This window comes from Ruegeria sp. CE8 (assembly GCF_056537465.1).
The window spans coordinates 35,329-52,287 of sequence record NZ_JBQFRP010000001.1; the positions used below are offsets into that span (position 1 = coordinate 35,329).

Below are 16,959 nucleotides of genomic sequence, written 5' to 3' on the forward strand. Positions count from 1 at the left end.
TCAGGTCTTGCTGTGATCAGGAACGTCTTCGACCTGCTCGACCGCGTGGGTGGCCCAAAGCTCATCCTCGCCCGCGTCCGGTAGATCGCTGGGCTTTTCATGGCGATGAATGTGCCATTTGGCAATGAACAGGGCCGTGATCGGAGCTGTCAGAAAAAGGAACAGGGTGATCAGAAGCTCGTGCAAGGAAAGGTGCTGTTCGATCAGGACGGAATGGCAGATCGACGCCAGCAAGACGCCGCCAACGCCCAGTGTCGTCGCCTTAGTGGGCGCGTGCAGGCGGGACATGGGATCTTTCAGCTTTATCATGCCGTAAGACCCGACAAAGCCGAAGATGCCGGACACGATCAGGAAGAAGGCGATCAGAAATTCGAAGACAAAACCCATACCATCCTCACTCGATAATGTTGCCGCGCAGCATGAAGCGCGCATAGGCAACGGTTGAGACAAAGCCAAGCATGGCGATGATCATGGCGGATTCGAAGAAAATCTCGGTTCCCAGATTGAGGCCATAAAGGATCATCAGGGCGATCGTGTTAATGACCATCGTATCCAGCGCCAGAACGCGGGTGCCGACGCCGTCTGCGGTAATGATCCGCCAGAGGCACATCATGATCGCCGCTCCGAAACAGGCAAACGCAAACCAGATTGCAAATTCGATCATTCGAAAATCTCCTTCAGGCGGCGTTCGTAGCGGTGTTTGATCTGATCGCGTACCGCGTCAGGATCGGGCGCGTCGAGGCAATGTACCAGCAGGTTATGCCCCTGCGCGGACAGATCGCTGCTGACCGTGCCGGGGGTCATGGTGATGGTGCCTGCCAGCACCGTAATCGCCTCGGGCGTACGTAACTCAAGCGGGACGCAGATCCAGTTGGGCTGACGGTCCGCGTCGCGTTTGAACAGGATGATCCGGGCCACTGTGATATTGGCGATCACGATATCCCACAACACGACAAGGATGTACTCGACAACCATGGGCCAATTGCGCAGTTTCGGCCGATCAGGCCAGTAGGGCTGAGTGATGAACGGGATGATAATCCCAAGGATCAGGCCAAAGACGACAGAGTTTAGCGTCAGGTTGTTGGCCAGCAATACCCAGACCACGGTCAACAGGAACGTCAGGTGCGGGTGCGGGAAAACCCGGTGCAGTAGTCTGATCATGCGTCGCCTCCCAATACGGCCGAGATGTAGTTTTCGGGGGTGAACAACTGCTCGGCCGTTTTACTGGTATACTCCAGAGCTGGCCCCGCAAACAGCGTCAGCAGGACAAGGCCCATGGCCATCACGAATACAGCGGTGAATGTCAGACCCGGGTTGGGCTCGGGCGCGGGTGCAGCCTCGGCCTCTTCTTCGTTTTCCGGGTCCATTTCCGTGTTGTGCTGGGCGTCGTGGCTTTTCCAGAAGACCAGAGAGCCCGCACGGGCAAGGCCGACGATGGTGATGAACGACCCTATCAGGATCACGGCCCAGATGGCGTTTGCATCCTGCGCCTCGCGCGCGGCGTCCAACACCAACAGCTTACCGATGAAGCCTGACAGCGGCGGCATTCCGGCCAGGGCAATTGCGCCGACGAAAAACAGGGCTGAGATCAGACCGCTTTGCGGCATGGGCGCTGTTGGGGCGATGGCGCCGCCCCGGCGCTCCATTACCAGATCGGCCACAAGGAACATCAGGGCCGTGGCCAGTGTCGAGTGATAGATATAGTACAGAGCAGCCGCAGTGGCGGTTTCGGTGAATAGCGAAATGGCAATCAGCAGTGTTCCCATCGACGTAATCGCGCAGAACGCCACCATTCGTGCGATATGCTGCGCGCCGAGAATACCTATCGCACCAATGGCCAGCGTTACCATTGCTGCCGGCTGCAACCACGTCCCGACCAGGCCCTGCGTTGCTTCGACCTCGGGGCCGAAGCCAAGTGTATACATCCGCAGGATCGAATAAGCGCCGACTTTCGTCATGATTGCGAACAAGGCTGCCACGGGTAAAGGCGCGTTGGCATAGCTTGCTGGCAGCCAGAAATGCAGCGGCAATACGGCGGCCTTGATGCAGAATACCAGCAGCAAAAGCACAGCACCAACGCGTAGCAAGGCGGTGTCTTCGGCGGGTAATTCGGCAACACGCAGTGCCATGTCGGCCATGTTCAGCGTTCCGGTCACGCCATAGAGCGTGCCCAGTGCAAACAGGAACAGTGTGGAGCCAAGAAGGTTGTAGGCCACGTACTGGACACCCGCCTTGAGCCGGACAGATCCGCCCCCATGGGTCATCAGGCCGTAGGAAGCGATCAGCAAAACCTCGAAAAACACAAACAGGTTGAAAGCGTCGCCAGTCAGAAATGCCCCGCAGACACCCATAAGCTGAAAGTGAAACAGGGCGTGAAAATGTTTGCCCCGGTCATCCCAGCCGGAGGCAATGGCATAAAGCACAATCGGCAAAGCCAGCAGGGCGGTCAGAAGAACCATCATGGCCGACAAGCGGTCCAGCACCAGAACAATGCCAAAAGGCGCGGGCCAGTTGCCCAGCTCATAGACCTGAATATCTCCACCAGCAGCCTGCGCTGTGATGGTCAGAGCAATACCCAGCAGTCCAACGACACCTGCGACCGAGAAGATACGCTGCAGGTCCAGATGGTATCGCAGCACCATGATGATGAACGGAGCCAGGATCGCGGGCAGGACGATCGGCGCAACGATCCAATGGTTCATGCGTCTTCTCCCGGCGCATCCACGCTGTCCTGCGCGGTCATGTCGATATGGTCATCCTTCGAGGACAGGTAAGCGCTGAGTGCGATCATCACGATCACGGCTGTCATCCCGAATGAGATCACGATGGCTGTCAGCACCAGCGCTTGCGGTAGCGGATCAGTGTAAGGCACGTCCTTGTACTTGTTCAGAACCGCTGGCGCGTCCAGCGCCAGCCGCCCGGTCGCGAACAGGAACACGTTCACCGCGTAGGTGATCAGGGATAGGCCCAGAATGACGGGGAAGGTCCGGCGGCGCAGGATCAGAAATATCCCGGCAGCGGTCATGACGCCTACGGCAGAGGCTACGAGCGCTTCCATCAGGCCTGCTCCTTTTCTTGCTCTTCTTCCGGCGGATCATCCCGTAGCGGGTTGATATCCATCGGGAATTCCTGTGCCATGCCCGGCTGCCAGGCAAACCGAGACAGGCTGTCGAGCGCCAGCATTACAGCACCCAGAACGGCCAGGAAGACGCCCGTATCGAACAGAATGGCCGTGGCCCATTCGAACTCTTCCAGCGGCGGCCAATTGATATAGCCGAAATCGCTTGTCAGGAACGGGCGCTCGTTGAACCAGGCTCCCAGACCGGTAGCCGCGGCGATCAGGACGCCCCAGCCTATTGTGCCGTGATAGTAGAACCGCTGGCGTTCGATGGCCCAGGTATAGCCACTGGCCATGTATTGCATCAGGAACGCGATCGCGACGATCAGACCGGCGATGAAACCGCCTCCGGGCTGGTTGTGGCCACGGAAAAAGATGTAGGCCCCGACCATCAGGGCGATGGGCATCATCATCCGAGTCACGACCACCATCATCAGCGGGTGCGAGTCCCCTGATTGCGGCCAATGCGGTTTCCGGTTCAGCAAGTAGCTGCGGACATTGGTGCTCAGAACGGCTTCGGTCAGGGCAAAGATGACCAGCGCGGCAATACCCAGAACGATGATCTCGCCAAAGGTATCAAAACCCCGGAAGTCCACCAGGATCACGTTGACCACGTTGGTGCCGCCACCACCTTCATACGAGTTTGCCAGATGGAAATCCGAAATTGTCGGAAAGGCAAAGTCCCGCAGTAGTATCGCATAGACCAGCGCGCCCGAACCGATCCCCGCTACGACCGAGATCGCAGCGTCCCGCCAGCGTCGCGCGGCGCTGCTGTCCCACGGGGTGTCTGTGGGCAGGAAGTTCAGAGACAGCAGCAGCAGGATCATCGTCACCACTTCGACCGAGATCTGCGTCAGCGCCAGATCCGGAGCCGAAAGGTAGTTGAACGCCATCGATACGATCAGGCCGACCACGCCGATCAGCACCAGCGACAGCAAGCGGTTGCGGTGGAACCACATGATCGCCAACGTAGCGCCCACAAGGCAGATCCAGCCGATGACAGGGATGGTCTGGATCGGCAACGGCTCGCGGGTCTGGGGGCCGATCGTGCCGGTCGTATAGGCATAGTATCCCAGCGCCAGGGTGAAGCCGATCATGATGATCGCATAACGGCTGAGAACGCCGTTGTGCAAAGTGTCGGTGATCAACCGGCTGAGTTTTGTCAGCACTCCGATCACCGCCTCAAAGATCACCTTGGCCTCGGGGCGGGGCAGCGCATTCCACACCTTTTCTTCGTGCCGGTGCAGGCTGAGCAGGAACAGACCGCCAAGTGTCGCCACTGCGGACATGTAAAGCGCAGGTGTCAAACCGTGCCACAGCTTCAGCGAATAATAAGGAAGCTTCTCGCCCCCGATCACTGCGCTGGAAACGACGGCAACCAGAGGCCCGACAATGGCGTTGGAATACAGTCCGATCAGAACTACCAGAACGACGAGGAAAGCCGGGGCCAGCCACAACCCGACCGGGGGGTCATGCGGATGCGCGGGATAGTCGTGGCGCTCCGGCCCGAGGAAGACGTGGCTGATAAAACGGAAGGAATAGGCTGCTGAAAAAAGCGCCGCCAGCAGTGCCAAGCCAGGCACCAGATAGTGCGAGTTCAGCCAAGTGGTGTGAACGGTCTCTTCCAGCATCATTTCCTTGGACAGGAAACCGTTCAGCGGTGGAATACCGGCCATCGACAGTGCAGCGATGGTGCCAATCGTAAAGGTAATCGGCATCAGGTGTCGCAACCCGCCCAGCCGCTTGATGTCGCGCGTGCCCGTCTCGTGGTCCACGATCCCGGCAGTCATAAACAGGGCACATTTGAAAGTCGCGTGGTTGATGATGTGGAAGACCGCGGCAACGGCGGCGATCTTTGTGCCAAAGCCCAGCAACATGGTGACCAGCCCCAGATGCGATACGGTCGAAAACGCCAGCAGGGCTTTCAGGTCATCTTTATACAATGCGATCACTGCACCGATCAGCATGGTGACCAGTCCAGTTGTGGCTACTATATAGAACCAGGCATCCGTACCCGCCAAAACGGGCCACATCCGCGCCATCAGGAACAGCCCGGCCTTCACCATTGTGGCCGAGTGCAAATAGGCCGAAACGGGCGTCGGCGCCGCCATTGCGTGGGGCAACCAGAAATGGAACGGGAACTGGGCAGACTTGGTGAAACAACCCAGCAGGATCAGGATCAGCGCGGGCAGATAGTATGGCGACCCCTGAATGAGTTCCTTGTTCTGCAGAATGACGCTCAGGTCATAGGATCCGACGATATTGCCCAGGATCAGCATTCCGGCAATCATCGCAAGCCCGCCGCCACCGGTCACGGCCAGCGCCATCCGGGCGCCCTGGCGCCCTTCGGGCAGGTGTTTCCAATACCCGATCAGCAGGAATGAACTCAGCGACGTAAGTTCCCAAAATATCAGCAAAAGCAATATGTTGTCCGACAGAACAATCCCGACCATCGCGCCCTGAAACAGCAGCAAGTAGGTAAAGAACTGCCCCATCGGGTCTTCGCGTGAAAGGTAGAACCGCGCATACAGGATGATCAAAAGTCCGATACCCAAGATCAGGCCGGCAAACAAAAATCCCAGCCCGTCCAGCATGAAATTTGCGTTCAGCCCCAACCCCGGAATCCAGTCGAACCGGGCTGTCACAACGTCTCCGCGCATGACCGAAGGGATGTGGATTAGTAGACCTGCCAAAGCGAGAAAACTGGTCAAACCTGCCGCGGAAGCGGCTGCATTTCGTCCTGCCCTGATCAGGAGGGCTGGGAAGACAGCGCCGAGAAAGGGAAGGGCCGCGATTAGGAATAGGGACAAGTGCGATACTCCGTTCTTGGCGGTCAAGTGGTACTGATTTTGTACGGATAATTTTCTTACTGTCCAGCTATTACAATTTATTTGTCGCGCACTACTGCCGTCAGACAACGGTGATTTTTGACAAAAAAAATGACGTGAACTTGATCCGCCGGGGCAAAATCGGCGCGGATTTGAAAATCACGTTGTGATAGAACCGTCCCGTCAGGTCAGGAGGGTGCGACGTGGCCCTAAACGCAAACCGATCCCGCAGGTGGATCTTGATCGGAGGCTCCGCTGCAGCGGTGGGCGGATTTGCGATACGCGAGTACCGCCTGATCCCCCCTGATTACGCCGGCAAGCAGCTGAGCGTTCAGGCTGCGCACAAGCAGGCCGTTTCCGGCGACATATTGTTGTTGGACATTCGCACACCCAGGGAATGGCAGGCCACCGGCATCGGGGAAGGTGCCCATTCTCTGGACATGCGTCGCGAAGACTTTGTTCCTGCACTGGCGCAGCTTTCTCAAGGCAACAAAGGGGCGGCGATCGCATTGATTTGCGCGCGCGGCGTCCGTTCGGCGCGGCTGAGCAACAGGCTGACCGAGGCAGGTTTTACAAACATCATCGATGTACCGGAAGGTATGTTGGGCTCGGCCGCCGGGCCGGGATGGGTGCGCGCCGGATTGCCGGTCCGCGATTACGACAGGAGTGCAGGATGATCCGGGAACTGACTCTGGCAACGAGTTTGGCATTTATCGGGCAGGCGGGCCTTGCCGCATGCGCTGATCAGGACGGTATGTGCGAGACCGCCTCGGGCGGGTACCACATCGAATTGCCCGAGGTCGAGAACCCGCCGTTGGTTGTCTTCCTGCACGGCTATGGGGGAACGGCCACAGGAACCTTGAAAAACCGTGGGATGGTCGAGCCGTTACTGACGCGCGGCTATGCCGTGATGGCACCGGAGGGTTCGGAGCGCAACGGGCGGCAAAGCTGGAACTTCTTCCCGGGGTGGGAGGGACGCGATGAAACGGCCTTTTTGACCGAGGCCGTGCAAGACGCCGCGGATCGGTTTGGTGTCGATGCGGATCGGGTCGTTCTGGGTGGGTTCTCGGCAGGCGCCTTTATGGTCTATTACCTCGCCTGTGCCGCGCCTGAGACGTTCTCGGCCTACGTGCCAGTGTCTGGAGGTTTTTGGCGGCCACATCCCGAGGCCTGCGACGGTCCGGTGCGCCTGTTCCATACCCATGGCTGGACGGACAACGTCGTCCCGCTGGAGGGGCGTTTGCTGGGCGGCGGGCGGTTCCATCAGGGCGATATCTTTGCCGGTCTTGAGATCTGGCGCGAGGCCAATGAATGCGTCGACACAAAGCCCACCGGTTTTAGCACGACCGGCGACTTCATGCGTCGCAGGTGGACCACATGCGCCGATGGCAGCGCGCTGGAATTCGCGCTGTTTCCTGGCGGTCACAATGTCCCCAAAGGCTGGGCAGACATGATGGTCGATTGGTACGAGGGCCTGCCGGGCGGTTGATCACTCGGCAGGGGTCAGGATGCCTTTACCCTCGATCACGTTCTTCAACTCATCTCGATAACGACGGGCCGAACGCGTAATGGCGGGTTCCTTGAAGTCCTCCTTCATGCCGACCATTCGACGTGCAGCGCCAGCCGAGACACCGCTGAGCGCGGATAGAGGGATTGCCAACGCAAGGCTAATAGCAATCGGGGCCAACCAGATCGAGACGAGGCCGGAAAGAATACCTAAGCTCAGTGCGATACCGCTGATTGTCTCGACCGTGTGGCAGAGGATCAGCGTCCGCAGGCTGTAGCTGCCACCATCGCGCGCTTGCGGCGACCAGCCCTTCTGGATGCCAAAGGCAGTGCGGAAGACGGCGATCACCTGCTGCACCATCAGGATCGGGGCGTAGAGGATGGAAAGAACGACCTCGGCCAGGAACGAGGTCAAAAACTTGAACCATCCGCCAAATTCCGCGTACCGCACACCGCTGAGCGGCAAAGCCAGTGCTCCAAGAACTTTCGGCGCCAGCAGCATCGCGTACATGACGAGAATAATCAGCACATGCCGCGTTTCCGTCATCTCGGGCCATTGCGGAAACATCGGATTGTCCGGGCTGAAATAATGCAGGACCGAGGCGTCCTCACCCTGTCCGATCAAAGCCCACATCACCAGCAGGGCAAACCACAGCGGCGACATCAGATATCCGACAGCGCCATGGAACATATGGAATCGTGATACCGGCTGAAATCCGGCGGACCGCAACAGTTTTAGGTGTTGCAGGTTGCCCTGACACCAGCGCCGGTCGCGCAAGGCGTGGTCTATGAGGGTCGGAGGGGTTTCTTCGTAAGACCCGCGAATGCGGGGCAGAAACCGCACGGCCCATCCGGCACGACGCAGCAGACCGGCCTCGACAAAATCATGGCTCATGATCAGTTTTTCCTGACCATTCAGCGCCCGCAGCTTCGGCAACCCAGCACAATTGGCGAATGCCTTGGTGCGGATGATCGCGTTGTGGCCCCAGTAGTTGCCTTCCTGGCCGCACCAACGTGCGAGACCTTCAGCAAATGCGATCCCGTAGACGCCATTGGCGAACTGCTGCATCCGGGCAAAGACCGATTGCGCGCCGATCAATTGCGGATAGCTTTGGATCAGTCCCGCGCCCGGATCCCGTGCCAGAGAGTCCGTCAGACGGGTGATGGCGCGACCTGTCATCAGGCTATCGGCATCCAGCACCAGCATGGCATCCCAATCCGCACCCCAGCGGCTGACCCAGTCGGCGATGTTGCCGACTTTTCGGTCGGTGTTTTGTTCGCGGCGGCGATAATAAAGCTCAAGACCGGGCGCGAGGGTCGTGCGCAGCGCCTCGATACTGGCCTGTTCCTGTGCTGCGATCTCGGGGTCACGAGTATCCGACAGGATGAACATGGCATAGTGATGCTGCCCGCCCCGCGTCTGCAGATCCTCAAGCATCGTTCGGGCATTGCCCAGCACGTTCCAGGGAACCTCGTTATAGACCGGCATCAACAGCGCCACGCGCAGCGGTTGCGACCGCGCTTGGCGGATTGGACGCTCCTGCCGGGACAGCGACACCATGCCCAGCAAGACAGTACAGACCGTGAAGGAAATCCAGAAGAAGTTGAAGGAGATCAGGGCAAGCAGAATGCCCTCGATCAGGTTGATGCCTTCCGCATCGAACCAATCGGTCATAACCCAAAGCAGGCCAAGCGTCGCCACCATTGCCGGCGAAAACGCCAGCGCGCGCCAGAACCCGGCCGAGGGGCGCTTGCCGTCCGGCACCTGCGCATCCCGAAAACCTGCGCTGAAATCCTGCGCAGGCATGGCCAAAGGGGCCTCGGGGGGCATGATATGCAGATCTCGTTTCATGAGGTCCAACGGTAAAGCCAGACCTCAGAGGCCGGCTGTTTGTCTTTCAGCAATTGCGCGCGCAGCTCGACATGGTCGCGGTCACCGGGCTCGAATGAAAACGCCAGCCGTAGCCCGCCGGTGTCCGGGTTGCGCTGCAGCACACCTTCAGATGTTTCGGCATGAGGGGAGTCCACGAAAATGGTCATCGCCTCTGGGTCGTCGAACAACTCGCTTTCCTCAAAGTCGATGACGGCCAGGCGCCCTTCACCAAAGGTGTTGTCGCCCATGGCCGTGTTGATCACGCGTGCCATCGGGGTGCGCTGGGGCTCGTCACCCCAGATCAGGCGATAGGACAGATCGACCTGGCTACCCGCCGCATAAGGTTCAGCTGGGCGCCAATAGGCGACGATGTTGTCGTAAATTTCCTGATCGGCCGGAATTTCAACCAGCGTGACCGAGCCTTTGCCCCAATCCGCTCCGGGTTCGACCCATAGGCTGGGGCGCTTGTGGTAATTCGCCTCAAGGTCGGCGTAATCCGAGAACTCACGTTTCCGCTGCATCAGGCCAAAACCGCGCGGGTTCGTGTCGACGAACGACGAAATCTGCAAGCGGGTCGGGTTTGCCAATGGCCGCCACAGAACTTCTCCGGCACCGTTGCGGATCAGCAGGCCGTCGCTGTCATGGACGGCAGGGCGGAAGTCGTCAAACCGGCTGTGGTTGGTCTGATCGAACAGGAACATTGACGTGCCGGGGGCGATGCCCACATGGCTTAGTTCCTCGCGCGGGAACAGGGTGGCTTCGATGTCCATCACGCAATCCGCACCGGCGGTGACGTTGAATCGGTAGGCACCGGTCACACTTGGGCTGTCCATCAACGCATGGACGACCATATCGCGCTGTCCGGGTTTGGGACGCTCTAGCCAGAAACGGATGAACTCGGGGAATTCTTCACCATCCGGGTCGCCGGTTTTCAGCGCCAGACCACGAGCGGACAGGCCGTAAACCTCGTGCAGACCGATGGCGCGAAAATAGCTGGCCCCTTGCCAGACGCAGAACTCATCGGTTTTGCCGGGACGATGCATTTCGGTGCGCAGGCGCAGGCCGGAAAAGCCCAGTGTGTCGTCAATGGGTAGTTCCGGGACCTCTTCGGACTTGTCGAACATAGCCAAGTCGAAAGCGACCGGAGTCGCCATTCCGTTCTCAACGGTCGACACTTTGACCGCGCGCGGGAAGTACAGACCCGGGGTAAAGAAATCGACATTGAAGGGCGTCTCAGTTTCGTACCAAAGCGCTCGGTCCAGCCGGAACCGGATCGAGCGGTATTGCTGGTACGTCAGGTCCTGCCATTCCTGCGGCACCATTTCGCGTTCGGCGTAGGGTTGGCTGGCCAGTTCGCGGGCCAGCGCTATGACGTCGTTGCGGTCAAACGGGGATTCCCCACCGGTGGCAAATGTGGCCGGCGCGAAGGCAAGCGCCGAAGTCGAGGCCAAAAATGCGCGACGTGTAAAATTCATTTCTTTGACTTCCAGGGTTGTGACTTAAACCAAGCGGCCATGTAAGCCACGCCGATGATCATCGCAAAGCCAATCATGTTGGCGACGAATACACTGGCAACATCCCGCCCACTCAGGTCCAGTCCGACGCCGATAAGTCGTGCGGCTGCCATCGAAAAAACGAACACTGCCAGTGATTGCTGCCCAACTTTTGTGATGACGGTCAGCAGGAACTGCCAGATTTTGGCAGCCATTCCATGACCGGTGGCGATCAGACGGTGGCCGTGTTCCCCCGCAACGACCCAGCCCAGATAGGCTAGCGAAAGGAAGTGCAGATAGCGGAACAGGCCGAAATCGGTCTTGTCGCGAAACTCTGTCGTCACGGGCCAGACTTTGCGGATCTCGTCCGCCAGATCAGGGGCTGCGGCGTTGATCCAGGTGAACACTTTCCACGACCCGAACGGCATCGAAAAGATCAGGAACAGTGCGGCCGCCCAGATCAGGGTTTTTGATACCGGCGGTGCGGGAATCCATCCCCGCATGAAGGCAAAACCAGTGAAGAACAGCAACTGCCAGCCGAAGGGGTTGAAGAACCATTGGCGTTCCGACCATGGCTCGGCGGGTAAGGCCAGCGCGCCGGTCTGGGCGACCAGCCAGATCGCGACAGAGGCCGCAGCGACGGCCCAGAAGCCGATCCGTGACAAGCCCATGAACAGCGGCATCATCGCCAGAACCACCAGATACATCGGCAGGATGTCAAAGTAGTTCGGCACATAGGTCAGCGTGAACAGACCGACGATCTGCGGGGCAGGGTCGTTGAAGAAATGCTGCAGGTTCAGGGAGGAAATATAGCTTTTCTCGAACAACCCGCTCTGATCCAGCGCGGCCATCGACATGGCGACAAAGAAGAACAGCGCGATATGTGCCCAGTAAACCTGCCAGATACGGAAAGCTACGCGGGCAGTGCCCATCCACCAGCCCTTGCGCAGGAAGGCTCCGCCAAAGGCGATCGCCGAGGCCATGCCCGAACAGAACACAAAGATTTCAGTCGCGTCCGAGAACCCGAACCGCGCGGGGATCCATTTCGCCCAGGGGTCATTGGGAATGTGCGCGATCAGGATGATGAACATCGCGATACCGCGATAGAAATCCAGACGCGGGTCGCGCGTGCGGGCAGGGGCCGCCACAGAGGCAGCCACCGGCGCAAAATCAGAAGCGGGCGAAACTGTCGCCATACGAATTCTGTCCTTCTTGGTCTTGTTTTTGTTATTCAGCCGGGACGCTTTGTGCGTCTCCGTTATCACGTGCCGCATCGATCAATGCGCGGCGCGCTAGAGCGTAATTGTCTTCGCCCCCGGCTCTTTTGGCGCGGCGGTCGTCGAGGATGCGCTCGACAGCATCCAGACGGCCGGCACGCAGGCCGGAATCAATTGTGATGCGCTCGAAAACATCACGTTGGGCGTGGCTGCCCCCTGCCAATTGCATGGACCCGCGGGCCGTCGACAAAAAGTCGAAAGCTGCGCCATAGAGGCCTTCGCCAAAGGCCTCAAGCCCTTTGGCCGCCGCAACGCCCGGATCGGACATGCGGATCGGGGTGTCCCCCTGATTACGTTGTGCATCCTTCTGAATACGCTTCAACATCTTACCGGTTGCGTCCGAGCGGTTGTCACCGGTCAGCGCCAGCAAATAGTGAAGGTCGGCAAAGATCAGGCAACCATCTTCGGTACGTGCGGCGCTGAGGTCAGCCAGCTCTTCCCAGCGGTTGCCCACGTTGACGCCTTCAAGCTCAAGCCGAGACAACAGCGAAGTTGCGTTTGATATATCGCGGTAGTCGTCGGTCTTGTCCTGACGGATGTACTGGTCGTAAAGCTCAATGACCTGATCGACCTGACCCAGATCCAGATGCATCAGCGCCTTGTGCCACCAGACGTGATAGCGGAAGTTGTTGCAATGCGCCCAGGCGGCCTCGCGCCCGGCCAGCCAGTCGAGGCCCAGTTGCGCGTTGCCCGTCATCTCATGCACATGCGCCACGGCATGCAGGCCCCAGGCATCGTCCGACACCATCCACAGCGCCTGACGGCCGGCTATCTCGGCCTTTTCATACGAGCCGGTTTCCTCCAGCGCGAAGGAATGACATCCCAGCAGGTAACCCCGGCCCGCATGGTCGGGCTCATAGGCGGGCAGGACGCGCTCGATCGAGCGGCGCATCCCCTCTGAGTCCCCCAGCACAAAGCGTGTCGCATGGCTGAGTTTCATCGCCAGCGTGTCCTGCGGGTGGGCCCGGAGGACTTCTTCGAATTTCTGAATGGCCTGCGACGGAAGATCGGCAAGGTACAGCCCCAAAGCCTCGACATATAGCCGTTCCCGCTTAGAAACCGGCTGACGTTCCATGGCGCTGTTGGCGGCGGCTAATGCCTCGACCGCAACGCCCATCATTTCGCGGCGGCCGAGCAGAACCATGAACAATCCTTTGACCGCATGGCCCAGGGCAAAATCGGGCTCAAGCTCAAGAACTGTGCCAAGATGCTGCGGCGTTACGGCGGCATGGGCCATGAACCCAAGCAGAACACCGTCCCACGCCTCGACGCTTGCCGGATGGCTCAGGGTGTTCATCTGTCCGAAAACGTCTTGCTTCATGTTCATGTTCCGATCCAATCGAGAATTTCTACAACAACTGATGTAGCAGAGACTCTGAGAGCGTCGTATCAGTATCGGCTCTGCTCTCGAATTGGTGAAATGTTGTGTGGACAAAAATTGAAAAAAACCGCCGATTCAAGGGCATGTTTCAGCAACATGCCGCCTAAACAGGCAGAGTGTTTCAATCGTCAAAGGGGTTTTCAGCGCTCAATACTGCCTGAGTGTCTGCTCCGAAGACGGGCGGAGCCGCACGATATGTTACAGGTGTTCGCGACAGTTTCAGCGGATTTCCGATCAGTTGAACTTCGCCCGGATCGGCCTGCATCGCGATCTGCATTTGGCGAGCATCGACCTGATCGGTGGAGAAAACCTGATCCAATGTCTGCACCGGACCAACGGGGACCTTACGGGCCTCAAGCTCGGCAATAACGGTCGCTGAAGTTCGTGACTTGACAGCCGGGCGCAGCACAGCGTTCAGCGCGTCACGATTTTCCAATCGGGCAGGATTGGAGGAAAATCGCGGATCATCCGCCAGATCGGGGTGCCCAATGAACTCACAGAACCGGCGGAACTGGCTGTCATTGCCAACGGCCAGAATGACATGTCCGTCGGCCGTTTCGTAGACGTCATAAGGCACGATGTTGGGGTGTCCGTTGCCGCGCCGCTGCGGGACGTTGCCCGAGGTCAGGTAATTCACGCCCTCGTTGATCAGCCACGCGATCTGCGCATCTACCAAGGCCAGATCGATCTGCTGACCCTCGCCGGTCTGATCGCGGTGGCGCAACGCAGCCAGAATGCCAACGCTAGCATACATCCCGCACATCACATCCGCGATGCCGACACCAACCTTCATTGGCGAACCTTCCGGATCACCGGTCAGGGACATGATCCCGCCATATCCCTGGGCCATCAGGTCGTAGCCGGGCTTGGACGAATTGGGCCCAGTCTGGCCGTAACCAGAGATCGAGCAGTAGACGAGGCTCGGAAATTCCTGCGACAGGGTCGCATAGTCCAGGCCGTACTTTGCCAACCCACCAGGTTTGAAGTTTTCGATCAGGATATCAGCGTGCGAGGCAAGGCGTCTGACTTCAGACTGTCCCTCGGGGGTGGTAATGTCGATTGCAACGGATTTCTTGTTGCGGTTTGCCGCCATGAAGTAAGCGCTCAGATCGGATCTGTTGCCTTTGGCATCTTCGACATAAGGAGGTCCCCATTGCCGGGTATCGTCCCCTCCGGTTGCGGGGTTCTCGATCTTGATGACGCTGGCGCCCAGATCGCCCAACAACTGCGTGCAGGTCGGGCCAGCCAGAATGCGGCTGAGGTCCAGTACTTTGACGCCCTTCAGCGGTCCTTCAGATCCGGCCATCGTAACCTCCACGGTCGATTTCGGCGGCAATAACGGTGAAAGTGTCGGCCTTCATTGCGTCATTCAGGGCCGCGCGCAGCTCTTCGCGGTTACGCACCGTGTGCCCGTTGCCACCAAAGGCACGTCCCATGGCCGCAAAGTCATGACGGTCAAAGTCCACACCCATATTGCCCATCTGGCGTTGACGCTGTTTCAGCTCGATCAATGCAAGGCTGGCATCGACAAAGACCAGAAAGATGGGGTTTCCGCCCATCTCGGCTGCGGTCGACAACTCTCCGGCGACCATCAGGAACCCGGCGTCTCCCGAGAAGCTGATGACCGGACGATCCGGTTCGGCAAGCTTAAGGCCAATCGCCATCGGTATCGCGCAGCCCATCGTGCATAGGGCCGAGGACTGGATCAGCCCGCGCTCTTCGGAACATTCCCACATCTGGCTCAGCAGGATGCGATGTGCGCCGCTGTCGGCCGTGGCAAGCGTTTCAGCGGGCAGGGTGACGCGGGTTTCGGCGATGACAGCGGCGGGTCCCCATTCATCGCTCGTCGGGAAGGCCTTCGCCAACGCGGCTTTGACTTGCGCGGGTTCGCCGTCTGGCCATGTTTCGCGCGCGGCGTTGCCCTTGGCCATGGCCTCCAAGGTGGCACCTGTATCGGCCACCATATTCAACCCGGCCTGATGCATGTAATGGTCATTGACCACGGCCGAGATATCGATGACGCGCTTTTCCTCTGGGTCCCAGATCTCACGCCATCCGGGGCGCATTTCGATGGGGTCGTAGCCCAGGCACAGAACCAGATCAGCCTGTTCCACCAGCGGCAGCAGGTGCTTATCGGCCAGAGGCGACAAACCAGCGCCCCCAAGGCACAGCGGATGATCTTCGGGTACGACACCTTTTGCCTTGTACGTGGTGACAAACGGGATGCCGAAATGTTCCAGAAACGCCTGCACGATATTGCGCGATCCGTCATAAAGAACATCGAGACCAACGATGGCGATGGGACGTTCTGCGTCGGCCACCCAGCGGCGGGCTTTTTCAAGGCAGTTGCCTTCGGGCGCAACGGCGGCAATCGGGGCGCGTCGCCGCACCTTTACGCCCGACACTCGCGTATCCGCGACCGAGATAGGTACGTCGATATGCACAGGGCCGGGGCGCGGTTGATTGGCAAGCGAGACAGCTTTGTCCGCGACGACATCCGCGCCTTGTGCGGTCAGCACAAACGTCCCCTTGGTGATCGACCGATAGACTTGCGCGTGATCCATCACCTGATGCGTGTAAGTCAGTGCCTCATCGGAATCGACGCAGCCTGTCAGCACGATCATCGGCACCCGATCCTGCAGCGCGTTGGCGACAACATTGATCCCGTTCATCGCCCCGGGGCCGAGCGTGGCCACCAAAATGGCAGGCGCTCCGTCGCGATGATGCACCGCCTCAGCCATAAACCCGGCGGCGTTTTCATGCTTGGTCAGATGAAAGGTGATCCCCGCCTGTTCCAACGCATCCACCAGCGTCAGTACCTCGCCGCCTGGCATGCCGAAGGCGTGGCGGCAACCGGCCTCATACAATCTTTGCGCCAAAAGGTCAGCGGCGCGGGGCGAGAGGTCCTGCATCAGTCATGCTCCGAAATAATACGTCACTGCAGATTGCGGAGGACGCGTCCGGACGCAAGCAGGTTCACGTCAGTGTGACTATTTGACGGCGGATTCCGCCACTACCTGAAACTTTGTGTCAAGTTCCTGGGCAATATCACGCAGGGGCTCGCCACCCTCATACACATAAGGCGCGAACACATAGCTGGGTGTTTTATAGGACAGCGTGGCTGTTCCGTCCTCGTTCTCGGTCACATAAAACCGGATAGGCGCCTCGATCATCGCGCTGACTGACGTTTCCAGAACGCGCACGGCATAATCGTTGTTGAAAGCTCCAATCACCAGATTGCCCGGAATGACAATGCCTCGTGCCGCGGCGGCCTTGGTCGGTCCGGCCTGTGTGACCACGATCAGGCCGTTTTCCTTAATGGCTGATTTGGTGTCAGCGACCAGCTCATCATAACTTTTGTCCGTCGGATGAACGGCCCAACCCGTGAGCGGTTCTTGCGCAACGGCGGGCAGGGCCAGCAAACACAGTACGGTCGAGACAGCCTTCATCGCACGCTCCTATTCATCAGGGATGCGTGATTGA

At 59.1% G+C, this 16,959-nt stretch carries 15 protein-coding genes; 2 read left to right on the top strand and 13 right to left on the bottom strand.

Annotated features, from left to right (window positions below; translation table 11 throughout):
• The 6 genes from ACR0AA_RS00175 to ACR0AA_RS00200 are packed head-to-tail and all read right to left on the bottom strand — an operon-like array spanning position 1 to position 5,928.
• On the bottom strand, positions 1–387 hold the full coding sequence (locus ACR0AA_RS00175; RefSeq protein ID WP_480661163.1) for a Na+/H+ antiporter subunit G: 387 nt from the start codon (positions 385–387) through the stop codon (positions 1–3).
• 7 nt (positions 388–394) lie between these two features.
• Positions 395–664, bottom strand: coding sequence for a K+/H+ antiporter subunit F (locus ACR0AA_RS00180; RefSeq protein WP_239336430.1), 270 nt, complete (start codon positions 662–664; stop codon positions 395–397).
• Positions 661–1,161 carry a Na+/H+ antiporter subunit E gene (locus ACR0AA_RS00185; RefSeq protein WP_480661161.1) on the bottom strand — a complete coding sequence of 167 codons (501 nt, stop codon included), beginning with the start codon at positions 1,159–1,161 and terminating at the stop codon, positions 661–663. Before ACR0AA_RS00185 ends, ACR0AA_RS00180 begins: the two co-directional genes overlap by 4 nt.
• Complete coding sequence (locus ACR0AA_RS00190) at positions 1,158–2,702, bottom strand: monovalent cation/H+ antiporter subunit D (protein ID WP_480661159.1); 1,545 nt, start codon at positions 2,700–2,702, stop codon at positions 1,158–1,160. Before ACR0AA_RS00190 ends, ACR0AA_RS00185 begins: the two co-directional genes overlap by 4 nt.
• A complete protein-coding gene (locus tag ACR0AA_RS00195) occupies positions 2,699–3,058 on the bottom strand; it encodes a Na+/H+ antiporter subunit C (protein WP_480661157.1) in 360 nt (119 codons plus the stop codon). Before ACR0AA_RS00195 ends, ACR0AA_RS00190 begins: the two co-directional genes overlap by 4 nt.
• Entirely contained in the window at positions 3,058–5,928 is a 2,871-nt protein-coding gene (locus ACR0AA_RS00200) for a monovalent cation/H+ antiporter subunit A (protein ID WP_480755230.1), read from the bottom strand. The genes ACR0AA_RS00195 and ACR0AA_RS00200 overlap by 1 nt, the downstream gene beginning before the upstream one ends.
• Positions 5,929–6,149: 221 nt before the next feature.
• Between ACR0AA_RS00200 and ACR0AA_RS00205 the strand changes: the two genes are divergently transcribed.
• Together ACR0AA_RS00205 and ACR0AA_RS00210 are read left to right on the top strand one after the other, a co-directional pair.
• Positions 6,150–6,623, top strand: a complete 474-nt coding sequence (locus ACR0AA_RS00205) for a rhodanese-like domain-containing protein (protein ID WP_480661153.1) — start codon at positions 6,150–6,152, stop codon at positions 6,621–6,623.
• Positions 6,620–7,435, top strand: a complete 816-nt coding sequence (locus ACR0AA_RS00210; RefSeq protein ID WP_480755231.1) for a CE1 family esterase — start codon at positions 6,620–6,622, stop codon at positions 7,433–7,435. The genes ACR0AA_RS00205 and ACR0AA_RS00210 overlap by 4 nt, the downstream gene beginning before the upstream one ends.
• Here ACR0AA_RS00210 and mdoH read toward each other — a convergent pair whose 3' ends face one another.
• The 7 genes from mdoH to ACR0AA_RS00245 form a co-directional block, all read right to left on the bottom strand.
• A complete protein-coding gene (mdoH, locus tag ACR0AA_RS00215; protein ID WP_480755232.1) occupies positions 7,436–9,304 on the bottom strand; it encodes a glucans biosynthesis glucosyltransferase MdoH in 1,869 nt (622 codons plus the stop codon).
• Positions 9,301–10,800, bottom strand: coding sequence for an OpgD/OpgG family glucan biosynthesis protein (locus tag ACR0AA_RS00220; RefSeq protein ID WP_480755233.1), 1,500 nt, complete (start codon positions 10,798–10,800; stop codon positions 9,301–9,303). The genes mdoH and ACR0AA_RS00220 overlap by 4 nt, the downstream gene beginning before the upstream one ends.
• Entirely contained in the window at positions 10,797–12,014 is a 1,218-nt protein-coding gene (locus ACR0AA_RS00225) for an OpgC family protein (RefSeq protein ID WP_480661145.1), read from the bottom strand. Before ACR0AA_RS00225 ends, ACR0AA_RS00220 begins: the two co-directional genes overlap by 4 nt.
• Positions 12,015–12,045: 31 nt before the next feature.
• Entirely contained in the window at positions 12,046–13,416 is a 1,371-nt protein-coding gene (locus ACR0AA_RS00230; protein ID WP_480755234.1) for a tetratricopeptide repeat protein, read from the bottom strand.
• A gap of 181 nt (positions 13,417–13,597) precedes the next feature.
• A complete protein-coding gene (locus tag ACR0AA_RS00235) occupies positions 13,598–14,782 on the bottom strand; it encodes a CaiB/BaiF CoA transferase family protein (RefSeq protein WP_480661141.1) in 1,185 nt (394 codons plus the stop codon).
• Positions 14,769–16,388: a thiamine pyrophosphate-binding protein gene (locus ACR0AA_RS00240; protein ID WP_480661139.1), complete on the bottom strand. Its 1,620-nt coding sequence runs from the start codon at positions 16,386–16,388 to the stop codon at positions 14,769–14,771. Before ACR0AA_RS00240 ends, ACR0AA_RS00235 begins: the two co-directional genes overlap by 14 nt.
• A gap of 78 nt (positions 16,389–16,466) precedes the next feature.
• Positions 16,467–16,925, bottom strand: coding sequence for a DUF302 domain-containing protein (locus ACR0AA_RS00245; protein ID WP_480661137.1), 459 nt, complete (start codon positions 16,923–16,925; stop codon positions 16,467–16,469).
• Positions 16,926–16,959: the final 34 nt, after the last annotated feature.